Below are 13769 nucleotides of genomic sequence, written 5' to 3' on the forward strand. Positions count from 1 at the left end.
CGATCCCCCATCGTCCCGGGTCCCGGCCCGGGCTATTTCAAGTCAAAGGCGCGGACCCAGATCACGGCGTCCTGGCTCAACTCCTTGCCCTCGTGCTCCGTGGCGGGGCCGGAGCCCAACGCGGCGAAGCCCCAGAACCCGGCCTTGGGGATGCCGAACGTGAATTCGCCGTTGGCATCGGTGATCGCCACCAGGGTTCCCCCGGGCATGGGCTCGACGGTCGGTTCGGTGGCGCTGTTGGTCGCCATGTCCGGCGGTGCGGCCATGTATTCGATTTCGATCTCCGCGCCCGGCACCGGCTCGCCCTCCGACAACAGCACGCCGGAGAATGTCGAGCCGGCGATCACGTTGGTCGGCTTGTTCAGCGGCACGATCTCGGTCGGCAGGCCGACGGGCTCGTTCCACCCGGTGGGGATGCCGCCCTTGTTCAGAAAGCTTTTGGTGATCTGCTGGATGTAGATGTCCTCACTTTCTTCGTAGTAGGGCGCCGGCGTGAAGGCGACGATGTAGTCGCCGTTGCGCCGGACCGGGATGTCGGCCTTGAACGCCTGGGCCTCGTTGTCGGCGCCGTGGAACGTGATGGGCGCCAGGCTGTCGGTCAGGTCGATCGCCTCGCCCTTGAAGTGCAACTCCAGGCGGGACGGGGCGGCGACGTCCATGGCATGACCGTTTTCCATCGGATGCCAGAAGATGAACGCCATCGGCACGGGGCCGGGCCTGTCCAGGTTGACCTTGGGCGTATAGGCGAGCTGGAAATGGGCCAGGGCGGGGGCAGCCGATACAATCAGGGCGGCCGCGACCGCCGTAACGGTCCGGATCATAGAGGATCTCCTGTTGTCTGGTGTTTTTCTTCAGTGGTGATCAGTAAATCTCGTCGGCGGGCACGTCGATGCTGTGGCCTTCCCCGGCATCGAACTGAACGCTGTAGTCGCCGTCCGGCATGTCGAAGATGAACTCGCTGTTGGCGTCCATCGTGCTTTCCTTGATGACATCGCCGGCGCCGTCGAGCACCCGCACCGACACGCCGGCGGCGGATGAGCCATCGGAGAACCCGGCCTCGCACAGCACGGTGCCGTCGCCGTTGTCGTAGCAGGAGAAAAGGGGCGTATGGGCCAGCGCGGCGCCGGCCGAGCCGACGATCAGACTGGCGCTCAGCGCCAGCGCGGGGATCAGGGGGGATCGGATCATGACGGGGTCCTCTGTTGAAGGGAGTGGGCACTTGTGGCCAAGGCGGCTGGCGTGTGGTGGTGCCGCAAGGCCGTCACCAAGGGATCGTCGGGGGCGGCCCGCAGGCGCTGCACCATGGACCAAGCTGTCTTGTAGCTGACGCCGCACTGCCGCTCGATGCGGGCGGGCAGGCCCCGCTCATTGCCGGCCAGGAACAGGTCGAGGACGCGCAGCCAAGTGGCCGTGTCGACGTTGGACCGCTCCAACACGGTGCCGCGCCGGGCCGAAAACGGCTTGCGGCAGCGGGCGCACTTGAACCGGACGCCGCCGGACCGGGGACAGACCATGCGGTAGGTGTGGCGTGATCCGCAGTGCGGGCAGACAGGAACGCCGCGCGGCCAGCGCAGCCACTCCAGCCGTGTCTCGGCGCTGGCGCGTTCCCCGGCGTCGGTTGCCGTTCCGGGCGGCGGCGAAGGCGTGAGGGCGGTGGCGGTCGCGCTTTGCATACGATCCTCTCGAGTGGTCGAGGTCCGACGACGCGGGACCGGGCGCGGTCCGGCCGCATCCGTGGGCACCGGTGCATCGGCTTGCGTTACGACCAGGACTCTATTGCCAGTGAGAAGCGTTCGCAAGATAAAAAGAAAAGGGTCAATTGACCGGCGTGTTTCTGAAAAAAGCCTGCATATTCGGGCGCTTGGCGGGGAGTGATCCAGCGTCAGCCAAGTACCTTAGCAAACAAATGGGTCATTACTGACCACAGCCCGCCATCGTCTTTTCATGGAGCGCCGCGGGACGCCCATGGCCACTCTCGGTCGCCCGCCAAGTCGGCCGACCAAGACCAGTTCATTGTTTTGATGAATTCTAAACGAGATCCCGGTCACACCAAAAGGCATGGCCATACCTGCGCGGCGCGCCAGCGCCGGATCTCAGGCGGAGACCACCTGGATGCGCGCGGCCTCGGCGCGGCGCAGGGTGATGAACGCGTCGTCGATCCGCACTTCGACCGGATCATCCAGCGGGGCACTGCGCACCACTTCAAGGCGGGCATTGGGGACCAGCCCCAGATCCATCAGGCGATGGCGGACCGGACCGTGCCCATGCAAGGCGACGATCCGGCAGTGTTCGCCCGGTGGCACATCGTTCAGCGAATGCCCGTCAAACGCGGCGTTGGCGGCGCCATGGCGATGCCGGCGACCATGCCCGTGACCAAGTCCGCCGCCAGGGCCGGCCCCGGCCCCCTGGCCACCGCCCCTCTTGCGCCATCCACGGCCCCGGCCCAAGCCGTGGCCCATGCCGTGGCCGAAGCTCTCGTGTCGGTCGGTCGGCGCCGTCACGTCGATCGAGGAGTCCTGTGACTCGGGGGCAAGCACGTCTTGGTTCCGACCATGCCCACCGCGTCGGTGCCAGCGCGCTCGGCTTCCTCGCCCCAGACCACGAAACATGCTGCCTATCCCTCTACGAGGTCGCGCGGGCGATCCCGGTGTGAAGCGCGACCACAACAATCCTATGGGTTTCTAATTGGGCACTCTAAGTGAGAGGCATTCGCATGTCCAGGCAAAACTACGGCCGGGCCGGTGGTTTGGGTCGGTTCGGCGACGGATTATCCGGATCAAACCCATGGAAACGAGTGATCATTCCGAATAGTCTCGCGGCCATCGCCGCAAAAACAGGTGAGGGTTCCCGTCGATGCGCGCCCTGCCAAGCCCTCGCCAGCTTCGGTATCTGGTCACCGTCGCCGAAACGCTGCACTTCGGCCAGGCGGCGGATCGGTGCAACGTCACCCAGTCCACGTTGTCCGCCGGCATTCGCGAACTGGAAGGGCTGCTCGGGGTGACGCTGATCGAGCGCCAGTCGCGGCGCCGCGTGGTGATCACGCCGATTGGCCACGAGATCGTCGCCCGCGCGGAGCGGTTGCTGGCCGACACCGAGACACTGGTCGACGTCGCGGCCGCCGGGTCCTCGCCGCTGAGCGGACTGTTGCGCCTGGGCGTGATTCCGACCATCGGGCCCTACCTTCTGCCGGCGGCGTTGCCCGACATTCGCCGTCGGTATCCGGACCTGCGGCTGTACCTGCGCGAGGCCCTGACCGATACCCTGCTGGAGGCTCTGGCGGCGGGCCGGCTGGACGCGGTTCTGGTGGCCACGCCCTTCGATCTGCGCGGCATGGCCTCGGTGGCGCTGGGGGACGAGGACGTGGTGGCCGCGCTGCCCGCCGACCACCGGCTGGCCGGACACGCGACCCTGCGGGAGGACGACCTTGCGGGCGAGACGGTGCTGGTGCTGGAGGACGGGCACTGCTTGCGCGACCATGCCCTGGCGGCGTGCCGGATGGACCGGGGGCGCAGCGACCAGCGGTTCCAGGCCACCAGCCTGGCGACCCTGACGCAGATGGTGGCGGCCGGCCTGGGGGTCACGCTGCTGCCGCGCATGGCGGTCGGGCGTGAGGTGGTCCCGGACGGCGGCGTGGTGGTCCGGGATCTGGCCGATGTGCGAACCGCGCGCACGTTGACCCTGGCGTGGCGGCCCGGCGCGGCGCGCGAGGCCGACTTCCGCCTGCTGGCCGATCTGCTGCGAGAGGCGCACGGCCGAACAGCGGGTTGACGGGCTGCGGCGCTGGACCTACGTAGCGGGTCCGAAGGGGCCGAGTACGCTGGCGACCGTTGACGCAAGACAGTGGGGGCGTGTACAAACCCCTTCTTCCGATCCGGAGCTCAGGGGGGCTCCCGACCCGTCTTGCGGAGGGCGGGCAGGACGGTAATGCAGCGGATTGCTAATCCGTACACCGGGTCATACCGGTGACTGGGTTCGACTCCCAGGCCCTCCGCCATTGAGGAAAGGCAAGTCCTTGATTGGGCTTGCCTTTTTTCATTCTAATGGGAAATGCTTTGGTGCGGTGCATCGCCCCGGGCGGCAAAAAGATCGTTCGTCGCGCGCGTTCGTGGGCTCACGGTGCCTCGTCGGCCGCCTCCAGGTCGCAAAACATCTCGACCTGCCACTCCATCTCGGCCTCTTCCATCGGATAGCCGTCGCTCTCTGGCGAGGACGTTAGGATCTCGTGCGGGGGAATGGCGCCCAGCCAGCGCTGCAGATCCGGCAACAGGCTTGCGGGCAATCCGGCCTTCCAGGCCATCGCGACGAGTCCCTTGGCGCTGAGCGCCTGAACGGCCACCGCCAAGGCCATGGGGGCGACCCCGGCCATGGCGCTCAGCACGGCAATGCCCAGGGTGCGATTGTTCGCCGCCATGGCGGCGCGCAGTTCGGTCTCGCCCGATGTCCCGGCTTTCAGAGTGTCGAGCACGCGCACGTGCAATTCCTGAAGGGACCGGCGCCAGTCCGGGCCGAAGTCGATCAGCTCTTCCGCGGGAGACTGGCGGGCGATGCGTCGATGCATCTCGGTCGACACCGCCTCGGCGGCGTCGGGGCTGAGGTCCTGCCGAAGCATCAGCGCCTGGACCAGGGTGTCCGAGACGAACACGGCGAGCCGGCGCGCGGCCGCCGGGTGCAGGCGCGGCCGGCCCACCAGGGGGGCGTGCCACTCGGGCACGGACGGTGCCCGGTCGATCAGGGCGTCCAGTGTTTCCTCGCGGATTTGCGCGCCTTGGTTGGCCAGCATGTCGGCGATGGCCGACAGGTCGGCGGTGTCGACGATGGCGTCTGTCACGCGTTCGGTCAGACCGCCGGGGCGACGGGCAATGGCCGCGAGGCGATCGCTGGCCGGGCCATCCTGGATGAGGTCGAGCAGGTCCTCGTCCGTCAGCACGGGGCTGAACGTCAGCACCGGGGCGGCGACGGCGATTTCGGCATCTCGTGCGAGGTGGTTAACGGCGGACGCTGGCGCATTGGCGATGTTCTTCAGCGCATCCGACAGCAGGGCGCGCACCTTCGGGATCTGATCGCGGGCGAGACGGGCCAACGCCTCGTGCACGTTCTGGCCTACGCGGTCCTTTTCGTCGTCCGACAGACCGGGCGCCAGCGCGGCGATGCGCTGCGCCAGCGTCAGGCGCACGGTTTCGTCGGAATCACCGGTCAGCAGCAGATAGGCTCGCGCCGGCGTGGATGTGTTGCCGGCGATGGTGCGCCGGACCTCCGCGTCGTCGTCCTCGGCCAGATAGTACAGCACCTCGGGCGCGACATCGGTGCGGTGGGCCAGCGTGCGGCGCACCGCCACGTCGTCGTGCGCCGCCAGTTCCCGTGTCTCCTCGTAGGTGAAACGCCCGTCCCCGGCGTCTTCGAACAGCCGTCGCAGCAGGTCGGTCATCACGCGTCCCCGGGGCTGATCCAAACCGGGGCGGGTGCCGCCAGGTGGCACTGGCCCTTGCCCATGAGCTTGGCGGCGTACATCGCCGCGTCCGCCCGGTGGGTCAACGCCTCGCCCGTCTCCGGTCTGGCGGGGTCATAGACGGCAATGCCGACGGACAGAGCCAGGGGGTGGGCGGGGTTCGCGCTCATGGTCGACAACATGACGCTGGTCTCCAGCACCTCGCGCGCCTTGCGTTGCGCACCCGCTTCGTCGATGGCTTCCAGCCAGACGGCGAACTCGTCGCCGCCGATGCGGGCGACGAGATCGGTCGGTCGTGTCTTGGTGTCGAGGATCTCGGCCACCATCACCAGAACCTGGTCGCCCTGAGCGTGGCCGCGGTAGTCGTTAACCAACTTAAAGTTGTCGAGGTCCACATACAGCAGCGCCGCGGTCTCGTGCTGGCGCTCCATGCGCTTCTGGCGGCGTTCGATGTCCTCCAGGAAGGCGCGCCGATTGAGCAGGCCCGTCAAGGGGTCGGTGCGGGACAGGGTCATGACCGTCTCGTAGCGGCCGATCTGCTCGTTGGCGAGGCCGACCTGGTCCGCCACATCGCGGATCAGCCGCCGGTCGTCCTCCGTCCAGGGGCCGCGTTCGGCGCGGCGCCAGGCAACGATGGCGCCGTTGAGGACCTTGTGGTGGCTGGTTCCGAGGACGATCACGCTATGTGCCCCGATGGCCGCCTCCCACGGGGCCGTGTCGGGCGTCAGCGTCGGCGAAAGGTCTGAGAGCGGGGGCGCGGCCTCGCCATAGTCGCCGCCAAGAATCAGATCCGCCAGGGCGACGGGCTGCGATTCCTTGTCCTTGTCGGCGAGCCCGGGGGGATGATCGCGTCGCAGGATTTGGCACCCCCGCGCACCGGTGCCCTTGGCGAGCGCCTCGGCGGCGACAGTCAGGATGTTGCCGACGTCCAGTTCGTCCCGGAACGCCTGGACCACACGGGCGCGCACCTGCTCGCGGTGGTGCGCGCGCCGCAGGGCGCGGTCCTGCTCGCGCTGTTCGGTGATGTCGCGGCAGACGCCCCGCGCGCCGATCCAGTCTCCAGCGGAATCAAACAGCGGCACGGCCGAAACCAGCAGGCACACCGCTTGGCCGTCGCCCAGGCGCGCCCACAATTCGACGCTCCGGACCGGGGACCGGGTGCGGAACACGGCCGCCACGTCCCGACGTTCGCGCGGATCAAGCAGGTCGGCCGGGTCCGTGTGCAGCAGGGCATGGCTACCATATCCCAGGGCGTCCGGCGGCGCGACGAACACGAACCGGCCGTCTTGCCCGGTCTCCCAGGCGACGTCGCAGGCCAGGGCGACGAAGTCCTTGTAGCGGGTGCGGCTGTCCGCAAGGGCGCCGTACAGGGCTGTCTCAAGTGTGGTGTCCTGGGCCAGGATGGCAACGCCTTGCCGGTCGTTCAGCGGCAACACGGTGAGGTCGAGGCCCGCGCGGCTGCCGCCCGCCAGGGCCGGTATGAAACACATCGCCGGCGTGCCGGTGTCCAGGGCGCGCCGGACCACCTGCGGAAGTCCTCCGGGGATTTCGGGGTCGTTCAACAGAGGCGTCAGGCGGCCGGCCTCGGCGTTGCCATGCACCATGGTTCCGTCGACGGCAAGAATGGCGGCCGGACCTCGGTGGGCTAGCACGGTGGCAATCGAAACGGTGCCCGCCGCAAGGGCGATGGCGGGTCGGGCAGAGACGGCTGCGCCCAGGTCAGGGGCGGGAGTCGGGTCCGAAGTCACTGAACGGCCTAATCGTCCGAGCCAACAACACCAGCGGTGGAACGGGCGGAGCGGTTGCGATCGCCCTCAACCGCCGCCCTGTCTCGCGCCAATGGCGACTCGATCATACCCTGCTTCAAGGCCGGAGGCGATAGCGGATGGCCGCGCCATGCCTGAAAGAAAGCACGGGCGCGGCCACTGAAAGTTTCCTGTATTTTCGGGGCAGAACCTTGGGATGGTCGCGTCGGGCGAAGTGCTTCCGCGCCCTGGTCCGGCGAAGGTCTATTGTGTGCCTTCGGCGGCGCGGCGTTCGGCCAGGCGCTCGGCGACATATTTCTGGAAATGGGTGTCGCCCTCGTAGCCCTTCTGCTTCACCCACTCGAACGCCGACAGAAAGGTGTGTTTGCCGAACGCGCCGTGCATGTTGAACACGGCGGCCTCCTTGCCGGTCATCCCCTCGGCGTCGGCCGGGTCCTCGGGCATGAACAGAAGGGTTGGGGTGAAGATCACGCCCCAGCGTCGGGCGAGTTGTTTTTCGGGCATGGTCTCGCCGTCGAAGTCGGTGACCTCGCGTTCGCCAAACAGGTTGAGTTGCAGGACGTTGAAGTTGCCCTTGACGTACTCGTAGATGGCCGGGTCGCCCAGAATTTCGACATTGACCTTCTTGCAGTAGATGCAGCCGCGTTGTTCAAAAATGATCACCAGGCGTTTGTCCGCCGCGTGGGTTTCCGCCAGGTCCTCTTGCAGGTCCAGGAAAGACTGCATGAAAAAATCGTGATGGTACAGGCCGTCATCGCCAAGGGTCGGTTCGATCAGCGCCGGCTCGGCGGCGCGCGCGGGCGGGACGGTCGCCAGGGACAGGCCCAACAGGACGGCGACCGCCAGGGCGGCGGCCGCGCGGGGGGCAAGGGTCCGGATCGTGGTCATGATCATGAGGGTGTGTCCTCCCTGATGTGGTTTTGTGATTGCGTCGGGTTGCTGGTGCCGGGCCGCTCTCAGCGGCCTTCGTCGCCGTCCGGCGCCGGCAACGCCTTCAGGACGGTGGCCAACTGAAACCAGAAGAAATCCTCGCCGGCATAGCCGGTGATGCGGCCCAGTTCCTCGCCGGCCTCGACGAGAACAAAGGTCGGGGTGAACGAGACCGCGCGCAAGCCGCGCAGGTCCGAAGGCCACGGGTCGTGGAGGTTGACGCGGCGGAGCGGGGCGCGGCGCGATTCGTCCGTCTTGGGGTAGATGGGGCCGATCTCCGCGTGCCAGCGCTGGCACCAAGTGCACGACGGGGATTCGAACATGACGAGTTCGGCGGCTTTGGCCGACACGCCGACCGCGCCCAGCAGGGCGGTCAGGCAGACGGCCACCACACCGACGCGTCGGTGGCGTGCGGGGCGGGCCGGGCGGAGGCGCGCGCGGGTGCCGGGGGTGAGGGGCATGTCGGACCTCGCGGAGGGTTCGGACGGCCGGGCCGCGCTCGCTTCGGTAGGGCGTGGATGCGCCGCGACGGCCCTTCAGGCAACGCCGGGGGGAGGATAGCGCAACGGTTCATCGCCGGAAAACTGAGTCTTGCCATGGGTGAAACGATCGATCATGCTTGAATTATAAAAAGCTAATTCGCTAGACTCCAGAGCGAGAAACACCCCAATTGGGGTGGACCATCCGGGGTTCGGGGCGGCCTATGCGGGCGTTCCCGGCGGACACCGGCAAGAATCGGGCGCCCCTGCCGCCGTGGCGGCAAAAAAGAAAATGGGGCGTGGGAACAGGGAGGAACAATCCGGGCCGCCCCGCGACGCCGTGGCGGTCTCCGGGTGGGTGCGCCTCGGCGTGCCCTGCTCCTCCCCAAAACAGGTGGCGACGGCACCGGGACGCCCCCGGGCGGCGTCGGGGCGCGGACGGACGTGTGTCTGGCGCTGGCCCGGCGGATTGGCTCGGACGGCCCGCAGCGACCAGAAACCAATCAAGGGAGGACCAGGGGGCATGAACCGTTTCGGATACACGACCCTGACAGTGGCCGCGGCGCTTGCCGCAGCCGTGTGGACGGCACCGGCCCGGGCGGCGGACTCGGACGTGTCCTACGAGGTGGTGGACGGCTACACCATTCGGGAGCCGTTGACCGACACCCCCGGGGACCCGGTCATGGGGCGCAAATGGGCCATCAACCGCAAGCTCGGCAACTGTCTGAGCTGCCACCAGATGCCCATCCCCGAGGAGCAGTTCCACGGCGAGACGGGACCGGCCCTGTACGGGGTGGCGGACGTCTATGACGAGGGCGAGTTGCGCCTGCGCATCGTTGACCCCAAGGTGCTGAACCCGCACTCCATGATGCCGTCGTTCTACAAGGTCGAGGGCCTGAACCGCGTCATGAAGGGGTTCCAGGACAAACCCATCCTGTCGGCGCAGCAGGTCGAGGACATTGTCGCCTACATGATGACCTTGCGCGACACCAGCAAGAAAAGCCAGTAGACGGATCAGGCCGCTCCGCCGCGCGCGCGTCGGTGCGGATGATTGTGCAACAGGGAGATCCTCAGGATGCTTGAGATGCAAGACTCCGGCGGCACCAGCCGCCGCAGGGTTCTGTTCAGCCTCGGCGGCGCGGCCGCCGTGGCCACCGGGCTGAGCGTCGTGCCCGGGCTCGGGGCGCGGCTGGCGCACGCCACGGAAGCCGAGGTGGCCGAGACCATCAAGGAGATGCTCGGTGAGGTCCCGGCGGAAGGCGGCGTCTCTGTTGACCTGCCCGAGATCGCCGAGAACGGCAACACGGTGCCCATGACCTTCGAGGTCGACGCGCCGATGACCGCCGACAGCCATGTGAAGGACGTGATGGTCCTGGCCGATGGCAACCCGGCGCCCAGGGTTGCCACCTTCCACTTCACGCCGATGAGCGGCAAGGCGACGGCGTCCACCCGGATGCGCCTGGTCGGCACGCAGAACGTCGTCGTCGTCGCCCGCATGAACGACGGCACGGCGATGATGGGCAAGAAGCAGGTCAAGGTGACCATCGGCGGCTGCGGCGGCTGAGCCGCCGGCCTCTCGGCACCCGGGAACAAGACAGTCACAGGAGACACAGGCGATGGCGACGATTCGGCCGCGCGTGAAGGCCCCCCGCAAGGCGTCCGCGGGAGAGGTCGTGGAAATCAAGACCCTGATCAACCATTCGATGGAATCGGGGCAGCGCAAGGACAAGGACGGCAATCCGATTCCCCGTCAGATCATTCATCGCTTCGAGGCCCAGTTCAACGGGCAGGAGTTCTTCGCGGTGGACCTGCAGCCGGCGATTTCGGCCAACCCGTATCTGTCCTTTTTCGCCAAGCTCGAGGAAAGCGGCGAGTTCACGTTCCGCTGGCACGATGACGACGGCTCGGTCTACGAGGAAACCAAGTCCGTCGAAGTGACCTGAGGGCGGCCGGGCCAGCCCGTCATTCGCCGGTCGAGCGGGCGGGGGCGCGGCCAGGACGGCTCCCGGGCGGGACGCTGACGTGACGCGACCCAACGAAGCAAGAAGGAGCCCGCGCCAAGGGCTCCGCACGGGACGGCCGGGGACACGGCGGGCCAACCGCCGGCGTCGGCTCCCGGAGCAGGGAGGACACGGTTCCATGATGACGACGATGCTCAAGGTCCTTGGACGCGGGGTTCTCGGCCTCGCCGGGGCCGGCATGATGGCGGCGGTGGCGGCGGCGCCGGCCGCTGCCGACGAGTCAACCGGCGCGCGGATCGACTGGGGTCCCTACAAGGTCGGCGACGTGCGCTCGGGCTACACCTACGCCGGCGCGCAGACCCGCGCCATGCAGGACGACGAGTTCCAGAACCCGGCGTTCCTGTGGCTGGAACGCGGCATGGACATCTGGGATACGGTCGAAGGCGAGGCCGGCAAGGCCTGCGCCGACTGTCACGGCGATGCCGAGGAGAGCATGGCGGGCGTGGCGACCCGCTACCCGATCTATTTCGAGGATTGGGGCAAGCTGATGAACATCGAGCAGCGCATCAACTGGTGTCGCGAGACCCAGATGCGGGCCGAGCCCTTTGCATGGGAGTCGGATGACCTGCTCGGCATCACCGCGTTCGTCAAAAACCAGTCCAAGGGAATGGCGGTCGATGTGGCGATCGACGGCCCGGCGGCGCCGTTCTTCGAGATGGGCAAGGACTTCTACCAGACCCGGCGCGGTCAGCTCGACCTGGCCTGCACGCACTGTCACGTGGACAATCCGGGCAACCTGATTCGCGCCGAGATCCTCAGCCAGGGGCAGGTGAATGGTTTTCCGACCTACCGCCTGAAGTGGCAGACGGTGGGCTCGCTGCATCGCCGCTTCCGGGGCTGCAACAAGAACATCCGCGCGGAGCCGTTTCCCTACGGGTCCGACGAATACGTCAATCTGGAACTGTACACGAGTTGGCGCGGCAACGGGCTGCCGGTGGAATCGCCGTCGGTGCGCAAGTAGGGCCGGGTCTTCGCGTGGTCTGGCGTGCCCGGCGGTGACGCCGCCGGGTTGCCGCCCGTTGGGCGCGAAACGATACCTCGTGTTTTTGTGCGGAAATAAACTGATAACGAGAGAGAGGGCGGGGCATGTTCACACGGCGTGACTTGATGCGGACGGCGGCGGCCACGGCGATCCTGCTGGGGGGACCGGCCGGGCTGCGCCGCGCGGCGGCGGCCCAGGCGCTGAGCCAGGACGACCTGTTGCGGTTCGATCCGCTGGGACAGGTGACGCTGCTGCACGTGACCGACGTGCACGCGCAACTCATGCCGATCTACTTCCGCGAGCCGTCCATCAACCTCGGCGTCGGGGCGGTCAAGGGCAAACCGCCACACGTCACGGGCCCCGACTTCCTGGAGATGTTCGACATCCCCCGGGACACGCCGGAATGCTACGCGCTGACCAGCGTGGACTTCGTCGAACTGGCCCGCACCTACGGCAAGGTCGGCGGGCTGGATCGCCTCGCGACGCTGGTCAACGCCATCCGCGCCGATCGGCCGGACAACACGCTGTTCCTGGACGGCGGCGATACCTGGCAGGGGTCCTATACCTCGTTGCAGACAAACGGCGCCGACATGATCCGCGCCTTCAACGCGCTCAAGACCGACGCCATGACCGCCCATTGGGAGTTCACCTACGGCGAAGAGCGGGTGCGGGAGATCATCGACGGGGAGCTCGACTTCCCGTTCCTGTGCGGCAACGTGATCGACACCATGTGGGAGGAGCCGGTCTTTGAGTCCACCCAGATGTTCGAGCGCGGCGGCGTGCAGGTGGCGGTGATCGGCCAGGCTTTCCCCTACACGCCGATTGCCAACCCGCGCCACCTGATCCCCGAGTGGTCGTTCGGCATCCGCCCGGACATGGTGCAGGCGCACGTGGACGCCGCGCGGGCCAACGGCGCCGAGGTGGTCGTTCTGCTGTCCCACAACGGCTTCGATGTCGACCGCAAGCTGGCCTCGCTGGTCGACGGCATCGACGTCATCCTGACCGGTCACACCCACGACGCCCTGCCGCGCGAGGTGAAGGTCGGCAAGACGCTGCTGATCGCGTCGGGCTCGCACGGCAAGTTCCTGTCACGCCTGGACCTGGAGGTGAAGGGTGGGGCCGTGACGGACTACCGCTACCGTCTGATCCCGGTGTTCTCCGACGTCATCACGCCGGATCCGGAGATGGCCAAGGTGATCGCCGAGGTGCGGGCGCCCTACGAGGCCGAATGCACCCGCGTGCTCGGCCAGACCGACGACCTGCTGTACCGGCGCGGCAACTTCAACGGCAGCTTCGACGACCTGATCTGTCAGGCGCTGCTGGAGGAGCGCGATGCCCAGATCGCCCTGTCGCCGGGCTTCCGTTGGGGCGCTACCCTGTTGCCGGGGCAGGACATCACCGTCGACGACGTCTATTCGATGACCTCGATCACCTACCCCAGCGCCTACCGCCAGGAGATGGACGGGGCCATGCTGAAGACGGTGCTGGAGGATGTGGCCGACAACATCTTCAACGAGGACCCCTTCTATCAGCAGGGCGGCGACATGGTGCGCGTCGGCGGCATGGGTTATGCCATCGACGTGCGCAAGCCCATGGGCGAGCGCATCTCCGACCTGACGCTCCTGTCCACCGGCGAGGCCATCGATCCGGCCAAGAGCTACGTCGTCGCCGGCTGGGCCTCGGTGAACGAGGGCACCGAGGGGCCGCCGATCTACGACGTCGTCTCGCAGTACATCGAACGCCACGGCACGGTTTCGGTGCCCGAGAACACCACGATCAAGATCAAGACGTAGAGAAAGACGTCATTGTGAAGAGCGCAGCCCAAATAGCAAAAAATGGGGCAATCCAGTGCATACGGCAACACCTTCTGCCCTGGATTGCTTCGTCCTCATCTGAAGACGGGGGCTCGCGATGATACCAAGCGACGGAAATCGTGACACGTTTTCCGGACCGTCGACACACCACTTTGGGAGATCCCTCGCGTCCTAACGGACGCTTCGGGATGAGGTATGTATTTGTTTTTAAAAAAAATCGTCATCCCGAGCGAGCGAAGCGAGCCGAGGGATCTCCCGCGTCGGCACCGCACCCGGCGAATGGGGACGGGTCATGACTTCGGTCGGCTGGTATGACAGGGTGCCCTGCCGG

14 protein-coding genes and 1 tRNA gene are annotated in these 13769 nt (G+C 67.2%); 7 read left to right on the top strand and 8 right to left on the bottom strand.

Annotation, left to right across the window (positions count from 1 at the left end; genetic code table 11):
• Positions 1 to 32: 32 nt before the first annotated feature.
• From Q0309_RS17075 to Q0309_RS17090, 4 genes are all read right to left on the bottom strand, one after another.
• Entirely contained in the window at positions 33 to 821 is a 789-nt protein-coding gene (locus Q0309_RS17075; RefSeq protein ID WP_299444102.1) for a DUF4198 domain-containing protein, read from the bottom strand.
• Positions 822 to 861: 40 nt separating this feature from the next.
• Positions 862 to 1188 (bottom strand): hypothetical protein, encoded by a 327-nt coding sequence (locus tag Q0309_RS17080; RefSeq protein WP_299444105.1) that lies wholly within the window; start codon positions 1186 to 1188, stop codon positions 862 to 864.
• Positions 1185 to 1673, bottom strand: coding sequence for a transposase (locus Q0309_RS17085; protein WP_299444108.1), 489 nt, complete (start codon positions 1671 to 1673; stop codon positions 1185 to 1187). The genes Q0309_RS17080 and Q0309_RS17085 overlap by 4 nt, the downstream gene beginning before the upstream one ends.
• A gap of 420 nt (positions 1674 to 2093) precedes the next feature.
• Complete coding sequence (locus Q0309_RS17090; protein ID WP_299444111.1) at positions 2094 to 2537, bottom strand: FeoA family protein; 444 nt, start codon at positions 2535 to 2537, stop codon at positions 2094 to 2096.
• Between the two features lie 316 nt (positions 2538 to 2853).
• Here Q0309_RS17090 and Q0309_RS17095 point away from each other — a divergent pair, with 316 nt between their 5' ends.
• A complete protein-coding gene (locus tag Q0309_RS17095) occupies positions 2854 to 3768 on the top strand; it encodes a LysR substrate-binding domain-containing protein (RefSeq protein ID WP_299444114.1) in 915 nt (304 codons plus the stop codon).
• Positions 3769 to 3904: 136 nt separating this feature from the next.
• Positions 3905 to 3994, top strand: a tRNA-Ser gene (locus tag Q0309_RS17100).
• A 117-nt stretch (positions 3995 to 4111) separates the two neighbouring features.
• Here Q0309_RS17100 and Q0309_RS17105 read toward each other — a convergent pair.
• The 4 genes from Q0309_RS17105 to Q0309_RS17120 all read right to left on the bottom strand — a co-directional run bounded on the left by Q0309_RS17105 (position 4112) and on the right by Q0309_RS17120 (position 8603).
• Positions 4112 to 5425: a DUF2336 domain-containing protein gene (locus Q0309_RS17105; RefSeq protein WP_299444117.1), complete on the bottom strand. Its 1314-nt coding sequence runs from the start codon at positions 5423 to 5425 to the stop codon at positions 4112 to 4114.
• Positions 5425 to 7050 (bottom strand): sensor domain-containing diguanylate cyclase, encoded by a 1626-nt coding sequence (locus Q0309_RS17110; protein ID WP_299444120.1) that lies wholly within the window; start codon positions 7048 to 7050, stop codon positions 5425 to 5427. The genes Q0309_RS17105 and Q0309_RS17110 overlap by 1 nt, the downstream gene beginning before the upstream one ends.
• Before the next feature lie 405 nt (positions 7051 to 7455).
• Positions 7456 to 8106: a thioredoxin family protein gene (locus tag Q0309_RS17115; RefSeq protein WP_299444123.1), complete on the bottom strand. Its 651-nt coding sequence runs from the start codon at positions 8104 to 8106 to the stop codon at positions 7456 to 7458.
• A 62-nt stretch (positions 8107 to 8168) separates the two neighbouring features.
• The gene (locus tag Q0309_RS17120; RefSeq protein WP_299444126.1) at positions 8169 to 8603 is read right to left on the bottom strand and encodes a hypothetical protein; all 435 of its coding nucleotides are present in this window, start codon (positions 8601 to 8603) and stop codon (positions 8169 to 8171) included.
• A gap of 541 nt (positions 8604 to 9144) precedes the next feature.
• Here Q0309_RS17120 and soxX point away from each other — a divergent pair.
• From soxX to soxB, 5 genes are all read left to right on the top strand, one after another.
• Positions 9145 to 9630 carry a sulfur oxidation c-type cytochrome SoxX gene (soxX, locus tag Q0309_RS17125; protein ID WP_299444129.1) on the top strand — a complete coding sequence of 162 codons (486 nt, stop codon included), beginning with the start codon at positions 9145 to 9147 and terminating at the stop codon, positions 9628 to 9630.
• Positions 9631 to 9696: 66 nt separating this feature from the next.
• Positions 9697 to 10185, top strand: a complete 489-nt coding sequence (gene soxY, locus Q0309_RS17130) for a thiosulfate oxidation carrier protein SoxY (protein WP_299444132.1) — start codon at positions 9697 to 9699, stop codon at positions 10183 to 10185.
• Positions 10186 to 10237: 52 nt separating this feature from the next.
• Positions 10238 to 10564 (top strand): thiosulfate oxidation carrier complex protein SoxZ, encoded by a 327-nt coding sequence (gene soxZ / locus Q0309_RS17135; protein WP_299444135.1) that lies wholly within the window; start codon positions 10238 to 10240, stop codon positions 10562 to 10564.
• 196 nt (positions 10565 to 10760) lie between these two features.
• Positions 10761 to 11603, top strand: a complete 843-nt coding sequence (gene soxA / locus Q0309_RS17140; protein ID WP_299444138.1) for a sulfur oxidation c-type cytochrome SoxA — start codon at positions 10761 to 10763, stop codon at positions 11601 to 11603.
• Between the two features lie 125 nt (positions 11604 to 11728).
• Positions 11729 to 13417, top strand: coding sequence for a thiosulfohydrolase SoxB (gene soxB / locus Q0309_RS17145; protein WP_299444141.1), 1689 nt, complete (start codon positions 11729 to 11731; stop codon positions 13415 to 13417).
• Positions 13418 to 13769: the final 352 nt, after the last annotated feature.

The organism is uncultured Rhodospira sp. (assembly GCF_937138205.1).
GTDB lineage: Bacteria > Pseudomonadota > Alphaproteobacteria > Rhodospirillales > Rhodospirillaceae > Rhodospira.

Coding starts and splice junctions, on each gene's coding strand:
- Q0309_RS17115 (WP_299444123.1), bottom strand. CDS start 8,106: ATGATCATGACCACGATCCGGACCCTTGCCCCCCGCGCGGCCGCCGCC.
- soxZ (WP_299444135.1), top strand. CDS start 10,238: ATGGCGACGATTCGGCCGCGCGTGAAGGCCCCCCGCAAGGCGTCCGCG.
- Q0309_RS17075 (WP_299444102.1), bottom strand. CDS start 821: ATGATCCGGACCGTTACGGCGGTCGCGGCCGCCCTGATTGTATCGGCT.
- soxY (WP_299444132.1), top strand. CDS start 9,697: ATGCTTGAGATGCAAGACTCCGGCGGCACCAGCCGCCGCAGGGTTCTG.
- Q0309_RS17080 (WP_299444105.1), bottom strand. CDS start 1,188: ATGATCCGATCCCCCCTGATCCCCGCGCTGGCGCTGAGCGCCAGTCTG.
- Q0309_RS17105 (WP_299444117.1), bottom strand. CDS start 5,425: ATGACCGACCTGCTGCGACGGCTGTTCGAAGACGCCGGGGACGGGCGT.
- Q0309_RS17120 (WP_299444126.1), bottom strand. CDS start 8,603: ATGCCCCTCACCCCCGGCACCCGCGCGCGCCTCCGCCCGGCCCGCCCC.
- Q0309_RS17085 (WP_299444108.1), bottom strand. CDS start 1,673: ATGCAAAGCGCGACCGCCACCGCCCTCACGCCTTCGCCGCCGCCCGGA.
- Q0309_RS17110 (WP_299444120.1), bottom strand. CDS start 7,050: ATGGTGCATGGCAACGCCGAGGCCGGCCGCCTGACGCCTCTGTTGAAC.
- Q0309_RS17095 (WP_299444114.1), top strand. CDS start 2,854: ATGCGCGCCCTGCCAAGCCCTCGCCAGCTTCGGTATCTGGTCACCGTC.
- soxB (WP_299444141.1), top strand. CDS start 11,729: ATGTTCACACGGCGTGACTTGATGCGGACGGCGGCGGCCACGGCGATC.
- soxX (WP_299444129.1), top strand. CDS start 9,145: ATGAACCGTTTCGGATACACGACCCTGACAGTGGCCGCGGCGCTTGCC.
- soxA (WP_299444138.1), top strand. CDS start 10,761: ATGATGACGACGATGCTCAAGGTCCTTGGACGCGGGGTTCTCGGCCTC.